The sequence below is a fragment of the Psychrobacillus sp. NPDC096389 genome (assembly GCF_044762855.1).
In the GTDB taxonomy this organism is placed as follows: domain Bacteria; phylum Bacillota; class Bacilli; order Bacillales_A; family Planococcaceae; genus Psychrobacillus.
This window is the reverse complement of record NZ_JBIWFB010000009.1, coordinates 12,717-35,944: the sequence shown is the minus strand read 5'-3', so window position 1 is coordinate 35,944 and position 23,228 is coordinate 12,717. Positions and strand designations below refer to the sequence as shown.

Here is a 23,228-nt window from a genome sequence, read left to right as displayed (position 1 = left end):
ACAATGAAAGGAGAGGATGGAATGAACCATAAACGAGAACAAGAACATCAACTAAAGGGGCATTCTTCCTCCTCTAATAATTGGTTTAGTAAATTAAAATTTCTTAATATAAAAAAGAAGGATAAAAAGCCAGAAGAGCCCCAAGATTTAACGACATGGGAAGGATACTTTAAGCATTTAATCGTACATATTCAAAAAACGGATATTACAGGATTAGCTGCACAACTTGCTTACTTTTTTTTATTGTCGTTATTTCCTTTACTTATTTTTATTGTTACGTTATTACCATATTTAAATTTGGAGGAAGCGCAAGTATTTCGCTTTATAGAAAATTATGCGCCGCAAGATGTATATATTCTTATCGAAGGAACTATTTCAGATATACTGCTAACTAGAAATGGTGGATTGTTATCCCTTGGTGTAATAGGTACTATTTGGTCAGCTTCCAATGGGATGAATGCAATAGTAAAATCGTTAAATAGATCATATAATTTGGATGAAACTCGACCATTTTTTCTCGTACGAGGATTGTCTGTTATCTTTACATTACTCATGATCATATTGTTTGTCGTAATGCTTGTGCTACCAATTTTCGGACAACAGATTGGTACTATATTATTTTCTTATTTTGGCTTTGAAGAAGGATTTGTGAAGCTTTGGAATAGTTTAAGATGGACGATTACTCCTCTTATTATGCTAATTGTTCTAACTGGATTGTTTTGGATTGTACCTAATCAAAAATTATTTCTACGTAGCGTATTTCCGGGAGCAGCATTTGCAACAATAGGCTGGATAATCGTATCTCTAGGTTTCTCTTATTATGTTAATAATTTCGGAAACTATTCTTCCACATACGGTAGTATCGGAGGGATTATCGTACTTATGTTATGGCTGTACATTTCCGGAATTGTACTATTAATAGGTGGTCAAATAAATGCTGTTACACAAGAACGTAAAATAGCCATAGAAAAAGCAGAAGGGAACTGACCCTTCTGCTTTTTTAAGCATTTCTATTCAACATTCTTAAACCATTTAATATTACTAAAATTGTACTGCCTTCATGACCAATAACTCCTAAAGGTAAGTCTACTGCTTGCAGGAAGTTAGAAATGATGAGCACCGCTATTACGGCAATAGAAAAGACGATGTTTTGTTTAACGATTCGTTGCATTTTACGAGACATTTTCACAGCATATGCAATTTTGGATAAATCATTTTTCATAAGTACAACATCAGCAGTTTCGAGGGCGACATCTGTTCCTTCGCCCATTGCAAATCCTGTAGTAGCTGTAGCAAGAGCTGGTGCATCATTAATGCCGTCCCCAACCATTCCTACAAATTTATACTCTTTCAACAATGATTTCATATGATCTACCTTTGTTTCTGGAAGACATTCAGCAAAATACTGATCGATACCTGCTTCTCTCGCTATAACTTTTGCCGTTGTTTCATTGTCTCCTGTGAGCATAATGGTCTTAATACCTAATGAATGAAGAAGTTTTATTGCTTCTTTTGCTTCTTCCCGTACAGTGTCTTTTAGTGCGACCGCTGCAGCAATTCCTTTTTCATCTCGCATAAAGATGACTGTTTTACCTTGTGTAGCTAAAGTTTCTGCAATGCCTTGCTGGAATGCATACGCATCTTCTTTATTGACAAAGTCAGGCTTACCAACAAGGATTGTTTCCCCATTTATGTTCGTCTGTAAGCCGAATCCTGGTATATCCTCAACAGGAAGAGGAGGGAGTTTACCAATTCCTTTTGATTTAGCGTAAGTTGTAATTGCTTGCGCTAAAGGATGATTGGACTGCGTTTCTATCATGGCCAAAGTAGTCAGTGTAGCGTCTACATCTAAATCTTCCCGAACGAAGAAATCGGTTACGGTTGGTTTTCCTTGTGTTAGCGTACCTGTTTTATCTAGTGCAATTGTTTTCATCTCACTAATGTTTTCTAAGTGAACTCCACCTTTAAACAAAATACCACTTTTTGCTCCATTTGAAATAGCGGCTAGTGTTGCTGGCATGATAGAAGCGACAAGTGCACAAGGCGATGCCACTACTAATAAAACCATTGCACGATAGAAAGTCGTATTCCAATCCCAATCAAGTAAAAAGTGTGGGAGAAATAGCATGAAACCAACTGCAATGAGTACCACTTTCACATAAGTGCCTTCAAATCTTTCAATAAATTGTTGAGCAGGTGATTTCTCATCTTGTGCAGACTGAACTAATTGAATAATTTTTTGAAAAAGAGAATCTTCGTTAGCTTTTGTCATTTCCATTGTAATTGCGCCACTAATATTAACTGTACCGGCGAATAATTCATCGTTTACTTGCTTTGATACAGGAACCGACTCACCGCTAATTGCCGCTTCATCAATAGATGTTGCTCCACTCAGAACGATACCGTCTGCGGGAACTCGTTCTCCAGGTTTTACTATTAAATGATCGCCTAACTTAATTTCGCTAATTGCAACACGAGTAGTAGTGCCGTCACTATTAATCTTCCATGCTTCTTCTGGTTGAAGCTCCATTAATGAAGATATTTCTTTATTACTTTTATTCATCGTGTACGTTTCTAGTGCGCCACTTACAGCAAAGATGAATATTAAAATAGCTCCCTCGGTCCAATATCCGATGATAGAGGAGCCGATAGCTGCTAATATCATCAGCATTTCGACGTTAAGTTCTTTGTCTCGTATCGTTGCTTCAATACCTTCTTTTGCTTTAGCGAAACCTCCAATAACAAATGCTAGTATATAAAAGAAGATAGAAGTTGTTTCATTTTCAACTAACCAGGCAATTAAAATGAGTATACCTGAGAACAATGCAGCTACTAATTCTGCATTTGGTATTAGTATTTGAGTTATCGGTTTTCTTTGTCTAAATTCTTGAATTGTTGTCATATGATCTCCTCCTTGATAATGAGTTTCACTCTTATTTGAGTGTATAAAATAGCAAAAATGGATTTCTGGGTAGAAATCCATTTTATATTGGTTACTAATTTATAATCATTATAATGTAGTGGAGGTGAAACGTCAACAGATTAGATTAATTATAAACTGGCTCTTTGTAGGTAGCTAACTTTTCTAAAGAAGATTTATCTACATCTGCATGTAGGCTGTTCCCATGAGAGTCCATTGTTACAACAGCAGTGAAGTTTTCTACACGTAAATGCCACATTGCTTCTGGAATACCAAACTCCATTAAATCAACGCCTTCGACATCTTTAATACAGTCAGCATAATACTGGGCAGCTCCACCAATAGCATTCAAGTAAACACCACCATGTTCTGCTAATGCTGCAAGTGTTTTCGGTCCCATACCGCCTTTACCAATAACCGCACGGATACCGAACTTTTTCATAATATCGCCTTGATATGGCTCTTCACGAATAGAAGTCGTTGGACCTGCTGCACGAACATGCCATTTCCCATCTTCATCTTTTTGCATAACTGGACCACAGTGATAAATAATATGTCCATCTAAATCCACTGGCGCGTCATGACTCATTAAGTGATGGTGGATGGCATCACGCCCAGTATACATACGACCAGTGATAGATACGACGTCTCCAACTTGAAGAGAACGGATTTGTTCTTCGGTAATAGGAGCTTGAAGTTCCACTACTTTTTTAGGAGCTTCTTCTGCTGTTTCTTCTTTAAATTCCACTTTTTCTCCGTCTTGGTAATGCCATTCGATAATTTCACCAGTCGTTGGATGGATGTTAATCGCCATACGACGGTATGCCCAACAGTTGTACGCAACAGATACGTAGAAACTTGCTGGAATACGGTGCATGACACCAATTTTACAACCTAGTAAAGTTGCTTCTCCGCCGAATCCCATTGTTCCGATTCCAAGTGTATTAGCCTTTTCTATAATATACGCTTCTAAACTAGCAAGGTCGGGATTTGGATTTGTATCTTCTACATGACGGAATAATTGTTCTTTTGCTAGATCATACCCAGAAGAACGATCTCCACCAATACCTACGCCTATAAAACCGGCAGAACAGCCTTGTCCTTGTGCTTGGTAAACAGAATGTAAAATACATTTACGAATTCCATCTAAATCACGTCCAGCACGGCCTAAACCTTCTAACTCAGTTGGTAAGCTATATTGAATATTTTTGTTTTCACAGCCTCCACCTTTTAAGATAAGCTTCATCTCTATATAGTCTTCTTCCCATTGTTCGAACTTGATGACAGGAACACCTTCGCCGAGGTTGTCTCCACTATTTGCTCCTGTTAGTGAGTCTACAGAGTTAGGACGAAGCTTTGCATCTTTTGTAGCGCTTACAATCGCTCGTTTAATCGCTGCTTTTATTTCTAATTGGTTAACGCCAATTGGTGTTTTAATTTTGAAAGTTGGTAAGCCAGTATCTTGGCAAATCGGTGAAATATTGTCATCTGCCATTTGAATATTATTCGTAATCGTATCTAAACTCATTGCTGCTCTTGTTCCAGCATTTTCTGCTGCTTTTGCTTTTTTTATAGCGCGTCGTACGTCTTTTGGTAGATTTGTAGATGTTTCAGTAATTAAATCGTAAATACTTTTTTCTAATTGCTCCAATTGCATGTTGTAAACGCTCCTTTTATGTATGAGTTTCAAACACTTTTTAGTATACTATTATATTTCTATTTAAAAAAGAGCAGTTCTACTGGGAGCCAATCAAAAATAGCGCGTCAGTGCATACTCGGTCGTTTCCATTACTAAAAGCGCTAAAATATCCGTTTCTACCTGATCTAGCAAATACGGATTAATGGACATAATAGGGATAATGCGTCGTAGTAAGTTCTATTTGGTGACCGCTGTGATTTTCGCTGCAGGACGGACGCTTTCCGTGGGGTGAGTGATGAGCCTTCACCGCCGCGCCTACGCGCGTACGTTGTGAAGTCTCATCTTACTCACTTAATCCCTTCGGAGTCGCCGCCCTGCAGCGAAAATCAATGAAAAAACACTGACTTATCGGTGTCCGAAATTAATAATAAGTGGATGAAAGAGTCAATATCCACAGTGTGCGCCACAATCACAACTCCGGACATTACAATGCACACCCCGAAAGAGAAAACATGGTAGCTGAACACGACAACCCCAGTCTATCCGATACTAGCTTGCGTGCTCAGACGGCTTTATAGCATATTGTTCCAATAATATATAGAAATCATAGCCGTCTCACCCTAAGTAAAGAGCGGATTTAAGAATCTAGTTGCTTTCATCGGCTATTTGATTGCTCTCGCGATGATTTGATTGCTTTCAGACTGGAATTGGTTGCTCTTAGCCATTTACTGGATAAAATAGGCACATAAAATGGACTAAGCTTTGTTATTAGCAAGCAAATATTGAATAAGCAAGTAATTTCCATTGATTTTCGCTGCAGACGGCGACTCCTACCGGATGAGTGGGCTAATGAGACATTCCAACGTACGCCCAAGCGGCGGGAATGGCTCATCGCTCACCCGGTGGAAAGCGTCCGGCTGCAGCGAAAATCACATCGGACGCTAATAGAGCAATTAAGACGCACTATCCCTATATGACGTACAAAATAAAAAAAGCTTGGAAAAGGTGCTTTCCAAGCTTCTTTCAAATTATTCAAATCGTGTATTTTTAAACTGCTCCATTTTTAACTCTAAATCATCCATCATTTGAATAAGACGATCGATATCTTCAAGGTCAGTATTTTCAGGTTCGATAGTGTCTAATACTTCTAAGAACATTTGAAGTCGATCTTTTAAATAAGATACTTGTTGTTCTGGATTTGAAATTTGGTTACCCACAGAATAACACCTCACTTTATACCATAAGGATAAAACAAATCGGGAAGAAAAGATAGGTCGAAGGAGTTATTTTTAAGTTTTATGTATTTAGAATATTTACATTTATCTGTCTATATGATAAAGTAATTTTAACCCATACATAGAAGGGAGGGCGTAGTGAATAGTCGAAACCATTCATTCAGTAGAAGGAGGGGATTTAGACATTTCACCGGCAACGCCGCAAATGCAATTATGAAGACACAAGAGGATATTAGTTATATGTAAAAGGCTCAGTCAGATCTAGTGTAGATACCGACTGAGCCTTTTGTTGTTGATTTAAAAATGTGGATGAATGTCTAGAAAAGCTCGATGAATAACTGCGGCAGCTGGACGACTAAATAAGATGATGGGACAAATGGTATTATACTTAACTAAATTTTAAGTAGGAAGAATGTCTGTTGTCTGATACACTACTGAATAGAATAATTTTTAATATGTAATGAGGTAGTGTATGGAACAATTTTCAGCAATTGAAAGAAGAAGGTTTTGGATACTTGTCGCAATCGTTTCTATATCAGGATTTTCACAAGGAATGTTATTGCCACTTATATCCGTTATATTCGAGCAGGATGGAGTAAGCCCAATGATCAATGGGCTAAGTGCGACGGGTCTTTATATTGGAACATTATTAATTTCTCCTTTTATTGAACCGCCACTGCGTAAATTTGGTTATAAGCCGATTATTATCGTAGGAGGATTAATCGTCATTGTGTCCTTATTACTTTTTCCTTTATGGAAAAGTGTGGCTTTTTGGTTTATTTTAAGATTGTTTATAGGAGTTGGGGATAATGCACTTCACTTTTCTACTCAAACTTGGATTACGAGCTTTTCTCCTCAGCATCGATTAGGACGAAATATTGCTATTTATGGGCTTTCTTTTGGGATAGGGTTCGCTGTTGGTCCTTTGTTTGTTCAACTGGTAGAAATTTTCGAAGGATTGCCGTTTATTATTTCAAGTATTCTTTGTTTATGTGCATGGGTACTTATTTTCTTTGTGAAAAATGAAAAGCCAGAGATCGTTAAAGGTTCTTCTGTCCACGGAGGAGGGACGTGGAAACGTTTTGGAGCGGCAATTGCTGTTGCATGGGTTGCTTTTATACCGCCCTTTAGCTATGGTTTTTTAGAATCATCGCTTAACGCCATTTACCCGGTTTACGCGCTTCGTAATACGATAGAAGTAACAAGCTTATCATACATATTGGCAGCCTTTTCAATAGGAGGGGTTGTCACACAATTACCGCTTGGTGTATTAAGCGATAAAATAGGAAGACGAAAAGTGCTGATCATTATGATAGGTCTAGGAGCAATCACTTTTGGAATAGCGAGCTTTTTCGAAACTTCCTCATTAACGATAGGTACACTATTTTTCATTGCAGGTATGTTTGTTGGATCCACATTTTCACTTGGCATTTCTTATATGGCCGATTTGACGCCAAAGGAACTTCTGCCGACTGGCAATTTGTTGTGTGGAATTTCATTTAGTATTGGAAGCCTTTCTGGTCCATTTTTAGGTGGTCTTTTTATTCAACTTTTTGAAACTGTTAGCTTTTTAGTGTTAGTTGCGCTTCTGCTAGGAACGCTAACATGTATCCTCTTTTTTGCTAACCCGCAAAAGAGAAGAAAGCTTGATGAACCGACATTGTATTAAAATTAATAAAGCACTACAGAATCGTATTTCTTAAAGGAAAGCGGCCTCTGTAGTGTTTTTTACATAAAGCTGAATATTCAATTAGAAGGTGCAAATATATCCAGTTTTGTATATGATACTTGAAAGAGGATTATAGGAAAGGAGGATGAATATTGCGTGAAAAGTGGCTTCCGTATATTTGGAAATTATTGTGGACTGCCGGGTTAATTGCTTTATTAATTATTAGTTATAAACTTGAGCATAAGGTAAAATTTTATGCTGCAACTAATTTCGACATGCTCCATTTTATTTGGTTCCGTTTTATTGCGAACTTTGTATTAGGGGTTTATCTTTCTTTGCTTTTTATTAAAAAATGGTCCGTTAAGTGGAACTGGTCGTTTATACTTTGTGTGACTTTACCATTTTTAATCATTTCTATTTATCTCCCTATTGCTTTTACATTTGCACAACACCTAGCGTCTGACTCAAATAATTTTTCAGTGCCTTTTCCAAATTGGTTGATGACAATAACTACTTATGGGATTCCAACAATAGTAGCAGGATTAACGCTAATGTTAGGATTATTTAGTACAACAACTCGAACAAATAACGATGAATGAAATAGGCGTTGAATACCAGATTCAAATAACAATTTGGTATTCAACGCCCTTCTCGCTAAGGTTTTAAGACGAACTTAATACTTTCTTCCTCATGGTCATGGAAAATGCGATAAGCATCACTTGCTTTGTCCAAAGGAACACTATGTGTAATAATTTCCCTTGGATCAAATTCACCTTTATTAATCATGTCAAATAGCATTGGCATGTAGTGGATGACAGGTGCTTGCCCCATTTTGAGTGTTACATTTCGTTCGAAAATATTTCCAAGAGGGAACATATTGTATAAAGCACCGTAAACACCGGTTAACTGAATCGTTCCAAACTTTCTAACAGCGTTTAAGCCGATATCAATGGCACTCAACGTTCCACCTTGAAGCTTTAATTTTTGCTCGACCTTTTCCATGATATTCAGTTTGCCATCCATCCCTACACAATCGATGACCACATCTACACCACCATTTGTGATTTCTTTAATATGATTTCCCATATCATCAAAATTCTCAAAATTATATGCTTCTACTTTATTCATTTTAACTGCATGATTTAGCCGATAAGGGAGATGATCTACAGCAATCACTCGCTTGGCGCCTTTCATCCAAGCAAACTTTTGCACCATTAACCCAATTGGACCTGATCCAAGTACTGCAACTGTATCGCCAGATTTCATACCTGAATTTTCTATGCTCCAATAAGCGGTAGGAAGGACGTCCGATATAAATAACAATGACTCATCTTCTAACTCACAAGATTCGGGAATTACAAAAGGCATGAAATTCCCATATGGAACTCGTAAAAATTCGGCTTGTCCTCCTGGGTAGTTGCCATAACGCTCTGTATATCCAAGATATCCTCCTGAATCGACGTTTGGGTTATCATTTGAATTATCACACTGGCTCTCCAAATCATTTTGACAATAAAAACATTCTCCGCAAGATACGTTAAATGGAATAACGACTCGATCTCCTTTTTTAACTTTAGTTACACCTGGTCCGACTTCCTCGACGATTCCCATCGGTTCATGCCCAATGACAAAGTCTTTTTGAGTAGGAATAGAACCTCTATAAATATGGAGATCAGATCCACAAATTGCAGTTGTTGTAATTTTAACGATGATATCATCATTCTTCTCTAGTTTTGCATCTGGTACTTCTTTTACCTCGATATCCTTTGCCCCTTGGAATGTTACTGCTTTCAAAAAATCTCCTCCTCAAAATGCTTTCTAGTTAGTCTTTACCCATTTTGTGATAAAAAAACTTAAAAACCTTTTAATTTGATAGATTTATTTTTGAATGACAAGTCCAATGGATAAATAAAAACAAGGGCAATCAAGATATTAAAGTCTTGATTGTCCTTGTCGTCACTGTTGCTCTGCATATTTTTTAAAATTATCTAAGATTGCTTGCCAGCCTTGTTGCTGCATTTCGATTGGGTTTTCTGTTTCTGGATCAAATTTTTGAATGATTTTCGTGTTATCTTCTTGTTTAAGAAAAGTTATTTCAACCTTTCTCTCATCTCCAAGTGTATAAGAAATGAATTCGTGCAATTTCACTTCATCATATACACCAGCAAAATCAAATCCAAAGCTACCATCTTTTGCTTCCATTCTAGAAAGGAAGTTACCACCGACTCTTAAGTCATTTTCAGCAAATGTTGTGTGCCAATCTTCTGAAGGGCTATTCCATTTAGTTAAATGATTCGGTTCGGTCCAAAATTCCCAAACTTTATCCACTGGAGCATGTACAATAGCTTCGATTGTTAATTTTGAGTTGTTGTCGCTTCCCATTTTATAGCCACCATTCCGTAAGATATTTTCGAATATTTCGTAATTATGGAATCATAATAACATAATATGTCCCTTTTAATAAAGCAGAAACTGAAATTAGGTTAACGCGATTTATATTGCAAACTTTATACAAAATTATATAACATTGCGAATCATAGTTAAAGAAGTTGAGAGGGATTTTAAGCTTCTAAAAAAGTCTTGGTTTGTCATTATTCATCTGTTTTTTTAGTTTTTTTACTTCATTAGTTAAATCGTCAATCTGTTTCTGCAGATTATTATTGTCCGTTGCTACATTTCGTTCTTCCTCTAATGCAAGCACAGCGGAAATAGTAGATAACACATCACCAAATGTAGTGAATAGTGCACCAAGAACAGCAAGCTCAGCTGCACTAAGTATTTTATTGGAATCTTGATTATTTTGATTTGTACTATCGCCATTTGTCATGATCCAGATAACCTCCGATACTATATAAAATAACTCTATTTAATCATATGAGTAAAAAGAATTGCTTATGTAAAAAGACGAATAGAAGAACAAAAAAGGCTAACCAGATTTCTTGGTTAACCTGTAATACAAAATATAGATGTTTTATCTTGAAGTTTCTTGCATTTTAATATTAATGACTTCTTCCGTGTCAGTAGTAAACTCAATTCTTACAAAAACACCGAATTCGTGGTCACCGTCTTTTAACCAGAGCTTAAACTTTTCAATGGTGGAATCCTGTTTAGATTCGCGTCCTTCATGCAAATAATCAATAATACTCGCGTTGGGATATTTGGATTTTGTTTCGTTTATAGCGAGTTGTCCCCACTTAGCGTAGGCGGGAGCTTCCTGTTGTGCAGGAACAACAAGCGGAATATAGGACGGTGCTGAATTAGCTGTAAGAAAAATTCCGACTGCAATAAAGGCTTTTAGCATCATTAATCTCCCCTCCTTTAATATAGGATGAGTAATTTGTTTAATATCATTCCCCGAACTATTGAGAGAAGATTTGTCAGCAGTCATTACGTTTGGGATGTACTATTACTTCTGCAATTTCTACAGCGTAACAGCTACCACTTATCCACTGTGGAGGTGGCAACTTGGTGAGTTGCCATTCGTTTTATAAAGCTTTATACCGTTAAAAGAAGCAGATTTTTCATCTTCCTTTAAAGAAATAATTGTTGCACCTTTTGAATAAGCTAGATTTGGTAACTAGAAAACTATATTATAATTATTAGGATAATTGTAATAATTCAAAGGGGAAGGAGAGTTATCCATGACACAAGATATAGGTCTTAATTATTATAAAGAATTAATTGATTTACAGGATGTAGAAGGAGTCGAAGCTCAACTTAAAAATCTACTTGAGGTTCCTATTGAATCCATTTCTGACCTAGAAAAGTGGTTAAAAGATGAACAGGATGTAACGATTAAAATCACGGAGGCGATGACAGGTCACCAAGTTGACTTTTACCGAAACACAGAGGATGCGGATATAAAGGCAACCTATCTTCATGATCAGCAGGTAATTCAACCACTTTTAATGAAATATGAAGCAAAACTCAATGAGAAATTCTGTGCATCTCCTTATGTAAACCTATTAGATGAAAAGCGTTATGGCTTAATGCGTCGCGTTCGCGAGTCCAAAGTTAAACTGTTCAGAGAAGAAAATATCCCTTTAGCTGTAAAAGAACAAGAGCTCTGTACCAAGTATAGTGAAATTATGGGTGGACTAACAATTGAATGGGAGGGGGAGGAAAAACCTTTTCCGTTTATCCAATCCCAACTCGATCATCTAGATAGAGCCGTGCGAGAAAAGGCTTATAACTTAATAGGGTCAACCTATCGACAAATTAAACCCGATATGGATGCCATTATGGATGAGCTCGTTCAACTGCGCCATCAAATTGCTTTAAATGCAGGTTTTGAAAATTATCGTGATTATATGTTTGTGGCCAAAAATCGTGAGTATAGCATTCAGAATTGTTATGACTTTCATGAAAATGTAGAAAAGCATATTATTCCAGCTTGGAATCGACTGGCAGAGGTTTTTAAGTCCAAGCTAGGTGTGGATACTTATCGACCTTGGGATAACACCGCTAAGCTCTTAAAAAAACCACCATACTCCGAGGTGTCTACTCTTATGGATGGCGTCTCTGAGATGTTAGCGAAGACCGACCCATATTTTGCAGAACGATTTGAATATATGAGAGAGCATGGGTTGCTCGATCTTGGAGATCGGAAAGGAAAAAGCCCAGGTGGTTTCTGTACTTCCTTACCTGTATCAGGGGATACCTTTGTTTTTGCCAACTTTAGTCCATCCTTTTTCTCTCTTATTGCTTTAATTCATGAAATGGGCCATGCGGTGAATGCATACCTGGAGTTTTCAGAGCATGGTCCTCTTGAAGAATACCAAGGACGAGCGGAAATTGCTGAATTGTATTCTCATGGGATGGAATTGCTCTTATTGGATAAGCTGGATCAATTTTATCCAGAAGAAGAGGAATTTAAGAGCGCACAGCGTGAAGAGCTGAGACGGGCATTTACAATGTTATTCGGTCCATTGGCGGGTGATCTTTTCCAGCATTGGATGTATACGAATCCAGGGCATACGGCCAAAGAGCGAGATGAAAAATATTTTGAAATCTCCAAACGTTATGGCTTGAGTCCTGTAGATACTTCTGGGTTAGAGGAAGAAATTGGGATGAGCTGGGTAGGCACCCTTCATTATATTGAATATCCTTTCTATAATATTGAATACTCCATCTCAATGCTGGGAGCACTTCAATTACTCGAGAATTATCAGAAGGATCCAGAGTTAGCTGTCGAATCCTTTAAAAAAGGGGCAAGCGCTGACTACAATCAATCCATCGCAGCTATTTATAAAGAAACTGGTGTCAGTTTTGATTTTTCGGAGCCGGCGGTTAAGCGAATGGGTGAATTCCTAGAAAAAGTTATTCAAGAAATTCATTAACGAAGTGAGTGCACGGGAGTAGTTTTTAATCGTGGACAATCGGAAGTTTTTGTACAAAAAGGCACAACTAGCGAGCTTGTCTAGTTGTGCCTTTTGCTTTACAGTCAAAAGTTCTGTCTACAATACTTTATTTTTTAAGTTCTAACTTCGCGACACACTCCACGTGTGAAGTTTGCGGAAACATATCAACAGGTTGGATATATTTAACATCGTACACTTTAGTTAGTTGTTGTAAATCCTTGGCAAATGTAGACGGATTACAAGATGTGTAAATAAAACGTTTTGGCTTAATGTCTAAAATGGTTTTTAGTAATTCGTCATCAAGACCAGCTCGTGGCGGATCTACTGTCAGTACATCTGGAACGAAGCCTTCGTTTTTCCATTTTCCAAGCCATTGCTTAGCTGTACCGTGCACATATTTTGTATTACTAAAGCCATTTCGTTTAGCATTTTTCTTGGCGTCTTGGATAGATTCTTCTATAATATCCATACCGCGGACTTCTTTTGCATTTTTTGCAAGCCAAAGACCAATTGTTCCAACGCCGCAATAAGCGTCAACTACTGTTTCGTTCCCCGTTAAGGAAGCTGCTTTTTCAATTTCGTTATATAAATGTTCGGTTTGTTCTGGATTCAACTGGAAGAAGGCACGTGCAGATAAATCAAATGCCAGTTCTCCAAGTTTTTCATGGATTGTTTCTTTGCCGAACAGATTAAATGTCGTTTCACCAAAAACAAGGGATGTTTTTTCTGCATTAATATTTTGGCTGATGGACACAATATTAGAATCGATTGTTCGTATAAGTTGTACAAGCTCTTCTTTATGTGGCATTTTCTTTTTCGTTGTAACAAGAGTTACTTGAATTTGCCCTGTTTTCATACCTGTACGAACGACAATAGTACGAACAATTCCTTGTGGATTTTTTTCATCATAAATAGGGATATTCAGTTGTTGCAAAAATCCTTTAATTTCATTTGTAATATGCGTTGTTACTGGATGCTGAACGATACATTTATTAATATCGATTAGTTTGTTGGAGCTTTCTGCGTAAAGTCCTGCAATGACTTTATTGCCAAGTTGTCTAACTTGGAATTGGCTTTTGTTGCGATAGTTCCATGGATCTTCCATGCCAATTGTTTGTTTTACTTCAATTCCCTCAGCTAAATCTTTCACATAACGTTCCAGTGCTTGGATGACTAAATCTCTTTTTTCGATCAACTGTCTTTGGTACGTCATATGCTGTAGTTGGCAACCACCGCATGCATCATAGATGAGACAAGGTGGAGTTACTCGGTCTTTTGAGGCTTGACGGATTTTCTTAATCTTAGCTTCTGCGTATTTGTTTTTTGCTTCTGTAACTTGTGCTGTAATTACCTCGCCTGGAAGTGCACCTTTTACGAAAACGACATTTCGTTTAAAGAATCCGACACCTTCTCCGTTTATGCCGAGTCTTTTTATCGTTAGGGGAAATTCTTGTCCTACTTGTATTACTGTTTGTTCTTTCATTGCTTCACGTCCCTTTTGACAAAACCCTATTCAGTGGAATAAATCACTGAATAAAGTTTCGCCTTATAATCTTCCTTCTATTATAAGGGAGATTATCTAGGATTAAAAGAAAGCGGAATATCCTGATTATTCATATTCAGTTCATCAAGTGTTCCGAACGTATATCCCATTTTTCTAGCTTCCTCTATGAACATTGGGAGTCCTTCTGCATTGTCTGGAGAAACGGTATGCATCAAAATGATCGCGCCTGGATGAATTTGAGACATTAACTGATCATAAGCATATTTGCCGCCTTTTTTTTGGTCTTTATGCCAGTCGATAAAAGCAACGGACCAAAAAATATGCTGATAGCCAATTTCGTTTGCGGCTTCTAATACTTTTTCGTTAAAAATTCCTTCTGGTGGACGCGTGACCGTAGTTCTTTCGAGTGAAGTCAATTCACTTAGCTTCTTGTCAAACTGTATGAGTTCTTTTTGAATCCCATCTTTAGAAAGCCGTGCTAAATTGGGATGTCCGTATGAGTGATTTCCTATTTGATGTCCGTCTTTGATCATTCGTTCAACGAGCGGCGTGGCACTTTCTAAATAATGACCTGTTAAAAAGAAAGTAGCTTTAATTTTTTCTTTTTTAAGTGTATCTAAAATACTTTCCGTATAGCCATTCTCGTACCCATTATCGAATGTGAAATAAAGAATTTTTTCGTCCGGAGAACCTTTATAAATAGCGCCATGTTTTTCTAGCATTGCATCTAACTCCGCACCTGCTTCTGCTGGAATTTCCTTTGTCGCTTTTTTTAATCCCCAATGAATTTCTTGCGCTTGTGCGGAAAATGGCTGATAAACGAATCCCATACTCAATACAAAAGCTGCAATAACAAGCCCAAATAAATGATATTTCCACATGTAAAACACAACCTCCTTTTACAAGTAGATTGCGCTAGGGGACTTAATTTATTCACTGATAAATATTAGTTAAAGCATTAGGTAAATGTGGAAATTCAAAAGTAAATCCATTTTTCAACAATACTTCTGGAAGGACATGTTGACCTTCGATGACTAGCTGACTTTTTTCTCCAAGGGCCATTTTTAAAAGGAATGCAGGGACAGGGAAATAATGTGGACGTTTTAAGACAGCTGATAATATTTTTCCGAATTCCTTCATTATTATGGGTTCGGGAGCTGTTACATTAAAAGGACCATGGATTTCATGTTCTATTGCAAAAAGGAGAGCATTTGCCACGTCTTTCACATGAATCCATGACATCCAGTTTTGACCAGAGCCAATTGAACCACCGACGAACATTTTATAAGGAAGCGCCATAAGAGGGAGTGCACCATCACTTTTTCCAAGAATGATACCGAATCTTCCATATGCTACACGAACATCTAAGCTTTCAGCGAGTTTCGCTTTTTGTTCCCAATCATGAACCGTCTTAGCTAAAAAGTCTGTCCCAACTTCAAGTGATTGCTCGGTGTATATTTTTTCATTTGAGGCTGGATAAATCCCAATTGCACTGGCATTTACAAGAACTTTTGGCTTGTCTGTTAAAGCTTCCATAATACGAAGTACTTCCTCAGTTGCTTGCATACGACTATCGTAAATTTTCTGTTTTTGTGTTGTAGTCCAGCGACCATTATTAATGGATTCCCCAGCAAGATTGATGAATGCATCTATCCCATTTAACTCTTTTTCAGGAGCAGCATCTTCTGTTAGCCACTTGATATATGTTACTTTATTTGTTTGTTTATTGACCGAACGAGACAAAATAAAAACGTCATGCCCTTTTTCGATTAAAAGCTTCGTCACTTCTCTTCCAACAAATCCAGTGCCACCAGTTATTGCAATTTTCATATTCCATCCAACCTCCTTTATCTAACATCTTAGCATGCGAAACGTTCAACACCTATGAATATATACGTTATAATAGTAGAGAAATGAATGGAGAGGTTATTAAATGCCGGTTATTACAAAAATAGGACGACAAAAAAACAATAATGAACGGTATAATTTATACTTAGATGAAAAGTATGCTTTTAGTGTGGATGAGGCAGTGCTTATAAAGTATCAACTTACTAAAGGAAAAGTAATAGAAGACTTCACTATTGATGAAATGGTTTTTGATGATGAAGTAAGGAAGGCTTATAATAAAGCGATTAACTTTCTAAGCTACCGCATGCGGAGTGAGCATGAAGTAAAACAGAAGTTACTACAAAGTGAATATGGAGAAGCAGTCATTTTAGAAGCAGTTCGAAAATTGCATGAACATGGATTTTTAAATGATGAAAGCTTTACAAAAGCATTAGTAGCAACTCAAAAGAAAAATAGCAAAAAGGGTCCTGCTGCAATTCGCCAAGAGTTAAAGAAAAAAGGAATTGAAAAAGACCTACAAGAAGAAGTATTAGCTGCGTATTCAGAGGAAGAGCAACTTGCTATTGCACGTGCGTTAACCGAGAAAATTATCAATCAAAACGAAGCAAAAACACCAAGCCAAATTAAACAAAAAGTACAGAATGCTTTGCAAAGAAAAGGATATAATTTTACAATTATTTCCCAAGCAATAGACTCATTCGAACTCGACAAAAGCGAAGAAGAATGGGAAGAAATAATCGCAAGTCAAGGTGATAAAATTTGGAGAAAATACGCTTCTAAGTATAATGATTACGAGTTGAGGAGACGCGTTAAACAAGCGCTGTATCAAAAAGGATTTCCTGCTGAACATATTGACCTTTATATAGAAAAAAAGGAGCGAGAACAACAAGATGAGTGAAAAAAAATATAGTGATATGACGGAACAAGAACTTAGAACAGAAATTGCCAATTTAAAAGAGAAAGCTCGAAAAGCGGAGCAATTAGGCATTGTAAATGAGTATGCAGTATATGAAAGGAAAGCAACAATGGCTCAAAGTTTCTTAACGGATCCATCTTCGATTAAACCAGGTGAACTTTACCGTATTACAAGTGATCCAGGTGTATTCTTTCAAGTGGAGTATTTGAAAGGGAGATTTGCCTGGGGATACCGATTAGGTGGCGATAAGTATGAAGAAGCATTACCTATTTCATTATTAGAGCCTTTAAAGGAAGGAAAATAATATGCAAACTAAAATAGATGAGTTAACTTATCAATTACTCGAAAAAAATGACCAACTATCTGCAGCTAAGGCACGTGCATGGATTGAATTACTTTGGTCAGATTTTGAATCATCCTATGCCCGTGCAGGCTATGACTATAAAGGGGCTACTGTAACAGAAATGGTTATTAAAAAATGGATTGAAAGCTACGGTGCACAATTACATGAATTTGCTAGCACGAATGAAAAGTACAAACATTTATTAGAAACAGATGATTTTTTACATTAATAAAAACGCTAGGGTATTTTAAATCCTAGCGTTTTAAACATTTTAGTTCGGCATGAAGTCGAGCTTTTTGCGGAGTTTGTCTTCGCTAAAAATCCAGCCTGTGTAAGAGTTGACAATTTCGAGCTCATCATTTAAATGAGCTACTGCAACGAATGGATAATAGTCATTACTTCTATAACGAAGATCGATTAAGCGGACTTCATATAATTTCTCGAATTTCGTTATCTCCCATCTGAAAATTGGGGAGAATGAGGTAAATGCACTAAGGTTTTTATCTTCTAGTGCAGCCTCTACTAAATCTGTTTCGGGTAACGGTACTTTTTCAAATTTATCGTAGATAGAAATGGATCTACCATAAGCACGTCCAACATAATGATGTGTTTCAGAAATAGCAGCCACTCGCCATTGGAAAAATTTCATCGTCGGAGCAACAATTATTTCGTCGGCATCGGGAATTGTATGTTTGACGGAATTTTTAACCGCACTTTGAACGGCAAATCTTAAAATGTAATAGACGAGTATAATCGCGTACATAATAAGAAACGTCGTTACTGGATTTGCACCAAACATCCAAAACAACAAACCGATTATGTGAATACCAAAAATAATCGGATCAAATGTATTAATAACGCCTAAAGCAACCCACTTTCTAGAAAATGGTCGCAAGGCTTGTGTTCCATAAGAATTAAAAATATCGACAAACACATGTAAAAAAACAGCTAGAAACGTCCATAACCATAAATGCAATAAGTTTGCTTCTGGCATGATAAGCCATAGTACACCTGAAATTAGAAGTGGCCATAACAGAACAGCTGGTATAGAATGTGTAATGCCACGGTGATGTCGAATGTACACGGCATTATTCCGCAATTTTAAAACAGTATCTATATCAGGTGCCTGAGATCCAATAATTGTACCTGCAATAACAGCAGTTGTAGTTAGGGTACTGCTTGCAACAACAGGATCCGCAAGTGCTAATCCTCCAAGTGCAATACCCATCACAATATGTGTACCTGTATCCATGCTTTACCAACTCCTTTTTGGATACTAAGTTATTACCATCATAAAATAAAAACGGTAAAATAACAAAGTACTTAATGTTGATATACCCTTTTTTTCATGTCACTAATCGTAAGGAATGATTTACATTGAACGAACTATATAAAACCCAAGTCAGAAATGCTTTAGTATCCTGGTTTTTAGAAGAAAAACGTGATTTGCCGTGGAGAAAGACGAAAGATCCATATAAAATTTGGGTGTCAGAAGTAATGCTCCAGCAAACAAAAGTAGATACTGTTATACCTTATTATGAAAGATTTATCACAAAATATCCTTCCCTAGAATCGCTTGCTCATGCAAAAGAAGAAGAATTACTGAAGGAATGGGAAGGGTTAGGCTATTATTCGCGTGCACGCAACTTACAAGCCGGTGTGAAAGAAGTCGTCGAGTCATATGGAAGCGTCGTTCCAAACACTCGAAAAGAAATTTCCACGTTAAAAGGAGTAGGACCATATACAGCAGGAGCAGTTCTTAGTATAGCGTACGGGGTTCCAGAGCATGCAGTAGACGGCAATGTCATGCGAGTTCTTTCTCGACTGTTATTGATAAAAGAAGATATCGCCAAACCAAAAACGAAGAAAATATTTGAAGAAGCGGTAATGGAGCTAATAGATGAAGACAATCCTTCTGCATTCAATCAAGGTTTAATGGAACTGGGAGCGGTCATTTGTACACCGACAAAACCAAAATGTTTACTTTGTCCCGTTAGAGAAAATTGCACAGCATTCTTTGAAGGAATGCAAGAACAATTACCGATTAAAACAATTAATAAAAAAACAAAAGTACATAAAATGAAAGCTGTTGTTATTGAGAATGATGATGGCCAAGTTTTACTTGAAAAACGACCTTCGAAAGGATTACTGGCGAATATGTGGCAATTTCCAATGGTAGAGCTGCCAACCGCAACACATACTACGGAAGAAGTAATCGAACATGATTACGGGATTGAAATTTTAAAAGGTAAAGAATTAATAGCGTTCAAGCATATTTTTTCTCATTTAGTCTGGGAAATGGAAAGCTTTGAGGGGAAATTACAAGCAGAAAAGGAACTTCAAACTTCATGTAAATGGTTTACAAAAGATGAAATCGAAACGCTCCCAATGCCTGTACCAGTGTTAAAGATATGGAGTGCATGGAAATCGATAAAAAATAAAAAAGAGTGAATACATTCTCATTAACTGTACATGATATAGATGTACGGGGGTGATATCCATGAAAAAGAATAACAGAAAACAGCAGAACCAAAATCAAAACCAAGAGTTTGCTTCTGAAACTGATATTCAACAAGTGAAAGAACAAAATCGTCAAGCAGAGTTGAAAAAACAACAAGCTAGCGGTAAGTATGGTTCTTCCAACCAAACAAAGTAATTAAATGGATTCACCAAAAATCAGCGGAGACATTATGTCTCCGCTGATTTTTTTACTGTCTGGGAATGAATAAGTATCTCATATATGTAACACTTTAGAAGCAGGTGGTTAAGGCTCATCCATCACCCGGATCCACTAATAGAACTTTATACTATGGACTATCTCTTTAGGGAACAAACTACTATTTATGGGAAGTTTCAGAAAACAATGTACACTTAATAGCCACTTATGATTTTTTTACTATAGTTTTTTGAAACGGATTGTTATAATGAGTAAATAAGTAAACAAACTTAACTTAATTCGGGAGGGCGCTGAAGTAAGTTAAAGCCTCCGGCGGATGTCACAGATTTTGTGAGGAACTTATCGAGCAAGCTCAGGCTAGCGTGATGCAGGTCGGTTAGTGTTGTCGCAAGGCACCTAAGCTAACTTCCTTACTTGATCTGGACGCCAATACGCCAAGGCGAATTTGAATCAAACGCTTGTCGAAAAGGTGGCTAAAAGATGGCGATTCCAACAGAAGGAGAAATGATACAAATACACAGCTACAAGCATAATGGTAGTATCCACCGTGTCTGGCAGGAAACAATGGTTTTAAAAGGCACTAAAAATATTGTGATTGGGGCAAATGAACGGACGCTGGTTATTGAGGCGGATGGTCGGACGTGGGTTACACGAGAACCTTCCATTTGCTACTTTCACGCCGAACATTGGTTTAACATTATTTGTATGTTACGAGAAGATGGTGTATACTATTACATCAATATGAGTTCGCCTTTTGTTTATAGTGATGGGCGGTTAAAGTATATTGATTATGATTTAGATGTAAAGGTCTTTCCAGACATGACCTATACGATTCTAGACGAAGATGAATACGAACAACATAAAAAAGAAATGAAGTATCCAGAAGAAATGGACGGTATTCTTGATCGTAATATAGAAAAACTTATTTCTTGGATAAAGCAAAGAAGGGGTCCATTTGCTCCAGATTTTATCGAAGCATGGACGAGTCGCTATCATTTTTATAAACAGTTAAACGAGTAGACGAAAAACCTGTTGAATACAAACAACAGGTTTTTTTAACTTCATTCAGTAAACAAAAACTGCTGAATGTCAAGGAACTCTGGCTAAGATCGCCGCGTAGTGCGGCAACGCCTGAGTGACCAACATCCTGTTGGCCTAAAGACTCCGGCGGATGCCGCAGATTTTTAGAGGAAGTTATCGAGCAAGCTCGATAAAATCTGGACGCACTGTTTTCTGCGACGAGCTTGCGCAGGAGCAAATACGCCAAGGCGAATTTGATTTTTGGAAGGGAAGTCATTACATGGGATCTATGAAAAGGTATATGCAATTTGTTAAACCATATAACTTTCAAATATTTTTAACACTAGTTATTGGGATTATCAAATTCGCCATACCATTATTTATACCGATTCTTATTAAAATCGTTATTGATGATATTATCGGGGAAGAAACTCTTACAGCAGACCAAAAAATTCAGCAATTAGTATATTGGCTTGGTGGAACTGCCTTAGTCTTCCTAATTGTTCGTCCGCCAATTGAGTACTACAGACAGTATTTAGCGCAGTTAGTGAGCAATAAAATACTGTATGATATTCGAGAAAAACTTTATATTCATCTACAAAAATTAGGGTTAAAATACTACTCTAATACACGTGCCGGTGAAGTTATTTCCAGGGTAATAAATGATGTAGAGCAAACAAAGAACTTTGTCATGATTGGACTCATGAATGTTTGGTTGGATTTAGCAACTATACTCATTGCAATTGGGATAATGCTTACAATGAATGTAAAGTTAACCCTTGTCACATTGCTCGCATTTCCATTCTATGCGTTTAGTGTCAAATACTTTTTCGGAAGACTTCGCGATTTAACGAGAAAACGTTCGCAAGCTCTAGCTGGTGTTCAAAGTTATTTACATGAACGTGTACAAGGTATGAGCATTATTAAAACATTTACATTAGAGAAGCATGAACAAAAATTATTTAACGAAGCAAATGAGGAATTTTTAGATAAAGCAGTCGATCAAACGATTTGGAATGCAAAAGCGTTTGCAGTTGTTAATACGATAACCGATATTGCCCCTTTACTAGTCATTGCATATGCGGGGTACGAAGCGATTAGCGGAAGACTATCGGTCGGAACGATGGCTGCCTTTGTTGCATATATTGAACGATTATATAGTCCACTTCGTCGTTTAGTTAATTCTTCCACAACATTAACACAGTCTTTTGCTTCGATGGATCGTGTTTTTGAATTGATGGATGAAAAGTATGATATTGTTGATAAAAAAGGGGCTTCTACATTAAAAAATGTTACAGGAGAAGTGACATTTTCGAATGTTTCCTTTCAATATGAAAAAGATGGAAGCACAATTTTGAACAACTTGGATTTCCATGTGAAAGCCGGTGAGACAATTGCATTTGTCGGAATGAGTGGCGGTGGTAAATCGACTATTATAAGCTTAATTCCAAGATTTTATGATGTAACAAGTGGTAGTGTCCGAATCGATGGACATGATATCCGTGATGTAACGATTGATTCATTAAGAAAGCAAATAGGAATCGTGTTACAAGATAATATTTTGTTTAGTGATTCAGTTAAAGCAAATATATTAATGGGGAAACCAGATGCAACAGATGAAGAAGTAATAGAAGCCGCAAAAGCGGCGAATGCGCATGATTTCATAATGGAATTACCGGAAGGATATGAAACAAAAGTAGGGGAGCGTGGCGTAAAGCTTTCTGGTGGTCAAAAGCAACGTGTAGCTATAGCACGCGTATTTTTGAAAAATCCAACTATCTTAGTTTTAGACGAAGCTACTTCAGCGTTAGATTTAGAGAGCGAAGCGTTGATTCAAGATTCGTTAGAGCGTCTAGCATCGAATCGTACAACCATTATTGTTGCACACAGACTTTCAACAATCACGCATGCGGATAATATATTCGTTATTGAAGATGGTCAAGTAGTCGAAAACGGAAGTCACGCGGAATTGATGAATCAACAAAATGTATATTATAATTTGTTCCAAATACAACAATTAGATAAATAATAATCATGTAAAAGCTCCCGAAGTTACGACTTCGGGAGCTTTGCTATTTAGTAAATTAATATAAAGTG

22 protein-coding genes are annotated in these 23,228 nt (G+C 37.1%); 11 read left to right on the top strand and 11 right to left on the bottom strand.

Going from position 1 to position 23,228, the window contains the following annotated elements; genetic code table 11:
• Window positions 1-21: 21 nt before the first annotated feature.
• The gene (locus ACIQ38_RS18490; protein WP_402826496.1) at window positions 22-987 is read left to right on the top strand and encodes a YihY/virulence factor BrkB family protein; all 966 of its coding nucleotides are present in this window, start codon (window positions 22-24) and stop codon (window positions 985-987) included.
• A 13-nt stretch (window positions 988-1,000) separates the two neighbouring features.
• Here the strand turns inward: ACIQ38_RS18490 and ACIQ38_RS18485 are convergent, their stop codons facing one another.
• From ACIQ38_RS18485 to ACIQ38_RS18475, 3 genes are all read right to left on the bottom strand, one after another.
• Window positions 1,001-2,902, bottom strand: a complete 1,902-nt coding sequence (locus ACIQ38_RS18485) for a heavy metal translocating P-type ATPase (RefSeq protein ID WP_402826494.1) — start codon at window positions 2,900-2,902, stop codon at window positions 1,001-1,003.
• Window positions 2,903-3,047: 145 nt separating this feature from the next.
• Window positions 3,048-4,577 (bottom strand): fumarate hydratase, encoded by a 1,530-nt coding sequence (locus tag ACIQ38_RS18480; protein ID WP_402826492.1) that lies wholly within the window; start codon window positions 4,575-4,577, stop codon window positions 3,048-3,050.
• Window positions 4,578-5,587: 1,010 nt separating this feature from the next.
• Window positions 5,588-5,776 (bottom strand): SE1561 family protein, encoded by a 189-nt coding sequence (locus ACIQ38_RS18475; RefSeq protein WP_402826489.1) that lies wholly within the window; start codon window positions 5,774-5,776, stop codon window positions 5,588-5,590.
• A gap of 490 nt (window positions 5,777-6,266) precedes the next feature.
• On the opposite strand from ACIQ38_RS18475, the gene ACIQ38_RS18470 reads away from it, so the two are divergent.
• Complete coding sequence (locus ACIQ38_RS18470) at window positions 6,267-7,463, top strand: MFS transporter (protein WP_402826485.1); 1,197 nt, start codon at window positions 6,267-6,269, stop codon at window positions 7,461-7,463.
• Between the two features lie 152 nt (window positions 7,464-7,615).
• Complete coding sequence (locus ACIQ38_RS18465) at window positions 7,616-8,062, top strand: hypothetical protein (protein ID WP_402826482.1); 447 nt, start codon at window positions 7,616-7,618, stop codon at window positions 8,060-8,062.
• A gap of 55 nt (window positions 8,063-8,117) precedes the next feature.
• Here the strand turns inward: ACIQ38_RS18465 and ACIQ38_RS18460 are convergent, their stop codons facing one another.
• The 4 genes from ACIQ38_RS18460 to ACIQ38_RS18445 form a co-directional block, all read right to left on the bottom strand.
• Entirely contained in the window at window positions 8,118-9,257 is a 1,140-nt protein-coding gene (locus ACIQ38_RS18460) for a zinc-dependent alcohol dehydrogenase (protein WP_402826479.1), read from the bottom strand.
• A 162-nt stretch (window positions 9,258-9,419) separates the two neighbouring features.
• Window positions 9,420-9,845 (bottom strand): SRPBCC family protein, encoded by a 426-nt coding sequence (locus ACIQ38_RS18455; RefSeq protein ID WP_402826476.1) that lies wholly within the window; start codon window positions 9,843-9,845, stop codon window positions 9,420-9,422.
• Between the two features lie 187 nt (window positions 9,846-10,032).
• Complete coding sequence (locus ACIQ38_RS18450; protein WP_402826474.1) at window positions 10,033-10,290, bottom strand: hypothetical protein; 258 nt, start codon at window positions 10,288-10,290, stop codon at window positions 10,033-10,035.
• 144 nt (window positions 10,291-10,434) lie between these two features.
• Entirely contained in the window at window positions 10,435-10,767 is a 333-nt protein-coding gene (locus ACIQ38_RS18445) for a DUF3889 domain-containing protein (RefSeq protein WP_483880214.1), read from the bottom strand.
• A 337-nt stretch (window positions 10,768-11,104) separates the two neighbouring features.
• Between ACIQ38_RS18445 and ACIQ38_RS18440 the strand changes: the two genes are divergently transcribed.
• Window positions 11,105-12,802 (top strand): M3 family oligoendopeptidase, encoded by a 1,698-nt coding sequence (locus ACIQ38_RS18440; protein ID WP_402826471.1) that lies wholly within the window; start codon window positions 11,105-11,107, stop codon window positions 12,800-12,802.
• Between the two features lie 127 nt (window positions 12,803-12,929).
• Here ACIQ38_RS18440 and rlmD read toward each other — a convergent pair whose 3' ends face one another.
• The 3 genes from rlmD to ACIQ38_RS18425 all read right to left on the bottom strand — a co-directional run bounded on the left by rlmD (window position 12,930) and on the right by ACIQ38_RS18425 (window position 16,157).
• A complete protein-coding gene (gene rlmD / locus ACIQ38_RS18435) occupies window positions 12,930-14,306 on the bottom strand; it encodes a 23S rRNA (uracil(1939)-C(5))-methyltransferase RlmD (protein ID WP_402826468.1) in 1,377 nt (458 codons plus the stop codon).
• Between the two features lie 92 nt (window positions 14,307-14,398).
• A complete protein-coding gene (locus ACIQ38_RS18430) occupies window positions 14,399-15,208 on the bottom strand; it encodes a polysaccharide deacetylase family protein (protein WP_402826465.1) in 810 nt (269 codons plus the stop codon).
• Between the two features lie 52 nt (window positions 15,209-15,260).
• Window positions 15,261-16,157 carry a TIGR01777 family oxidoreductase gene (locus ACIQ38_RS18425; protein WP_402826463.1) on the bottom strand — a complete coding sequence of 299 codons (897 nt, stop codon included), beginning with the start codon at window positions 16,155-16,157 and terminating at the stop codon, window positions 15,261-15,263.
• Window positions 16,158-16,260: 103 nt separating this feature from the next.
• On the opposite strand from ACIQ38_RS18425, the gene recX reads away from it, so the two are divergent.
• The 3 genes from recX to ACIQ38_RS18410 are packed head-to-tail and all read left to right on the top strand — an operon-like array spanning window position 16,261 to window position 17,663.
• On the top strand, window positions 16,261-17,073 hold the full coding sequence (recX, locus tag ACIQ38_RS18420) for a recombination regulator RecX (RefSeq protein WP_402826460.1): 813 nt from the start codon (window positions 16,261-16,263) through the stop codon (window positions 17,071-17,073).
• Entirely contained in the window at window positions 17,066-17,395 is a 330-nt protein-coding gene (locus ACIQ38_RS18415) for a YfhH family protein (protein ID WP_402826457.1), read from the top strand. The genes recX and ACIQ38_RS18415 overlap by 8 nt, the downstream gene beginning before the upstream one ends.
• Before the next feature lies 1 nt (window position 17,396).
• The gene (locus ACIQ38_RS18410; protein ID WP_402826455.1) at window positions 17,397-17,663 is read left to right on the top strand and encodes a YfhJ family protein; all 267 of its coding nucleotides are present in this window, start codon (window positions 17,397-17,399) and stop codon (window positions 17,661-17,663) included.
• A 42-nt stretch (window positions 17,664-17,705) separates the two neighbouring features.
• Here ACIQ38_RS18410 and ACIQ38_RS18405 read toward each other — a convergent pair whose 3' ends face one another.
• The gene (locus ACIQ38_RS18405) at window positions 17,706-18,686 is read right to left on the bottom strand and encodes a metal-dependent hydrolase (protein WP_402826453.1); all 981 of its coding nucleotides are present in this window, start codon (window positions 18,684-18,686) and stop codon (window positions 17,706-17,708) included.
• A 125-nt stretch (window positions 18,687-18,811) separates the two neighbouring features.
• Here ACIQ38_RS18405 and mutY point away from each other — a divergent pair, with 125 nt between their 5' ends.
• From mutY to ACIQ38_RS18385, 4 genes are all read left to right on the top strand, one after another.
• Entirely contained in the window at window positions 18,812-19,885 is a 1,074-nt protein-coding gene (gene mutY, locus ACIQ38_RS18400) for an A/G-specific adenine glycosylase (protein WP_402826450.1), read from the top strand.
• A 49-nt stretch (window positions 19,886-19,934) separates the two neighbouring features.
• Window positions 19,935-20,090: a gamma-type small acid-soluble spore protein gene (locus ACIQ38_RS18395; protein WP_402826447.1), complete on the top strand. Its 156-nt coding sequence runs from the start codon at window positions 19,935-19,937 to the stop codon at window positions 20,088-20,090.
• 501 nt (window positions 20,091-20,591) lie between these two features.
• On the top strand, window positions 20,592-21,131 hold the full coding sequence (gene ntdP, locus ACIQ38_RS18390; protein WP_402826444.1) for a nucleoside tri-diphosphate phosphatase: 540 nt from the start codon (window positions 20,592-20,594) through the stop codon (window positions 21,129-21,131).
• Between the two features lie 280 nt (window positions 21,132-21,411).
• Window positions 21,412-23,160 carry an ABC transporter ATP-binding protein gene (locus ACIQ38_RS18385; protein WP_402826442.1) on the top strand — a complete coding sequence of 583 codons (1,749 nt, stop codon included), beginning with the start codon at window positions 21,412-21,414 and terminating at the stop codon, window positions 23,158-23,160.
• Window positions 23,161-23,228 lie beyond the last annotated feature (68 nt).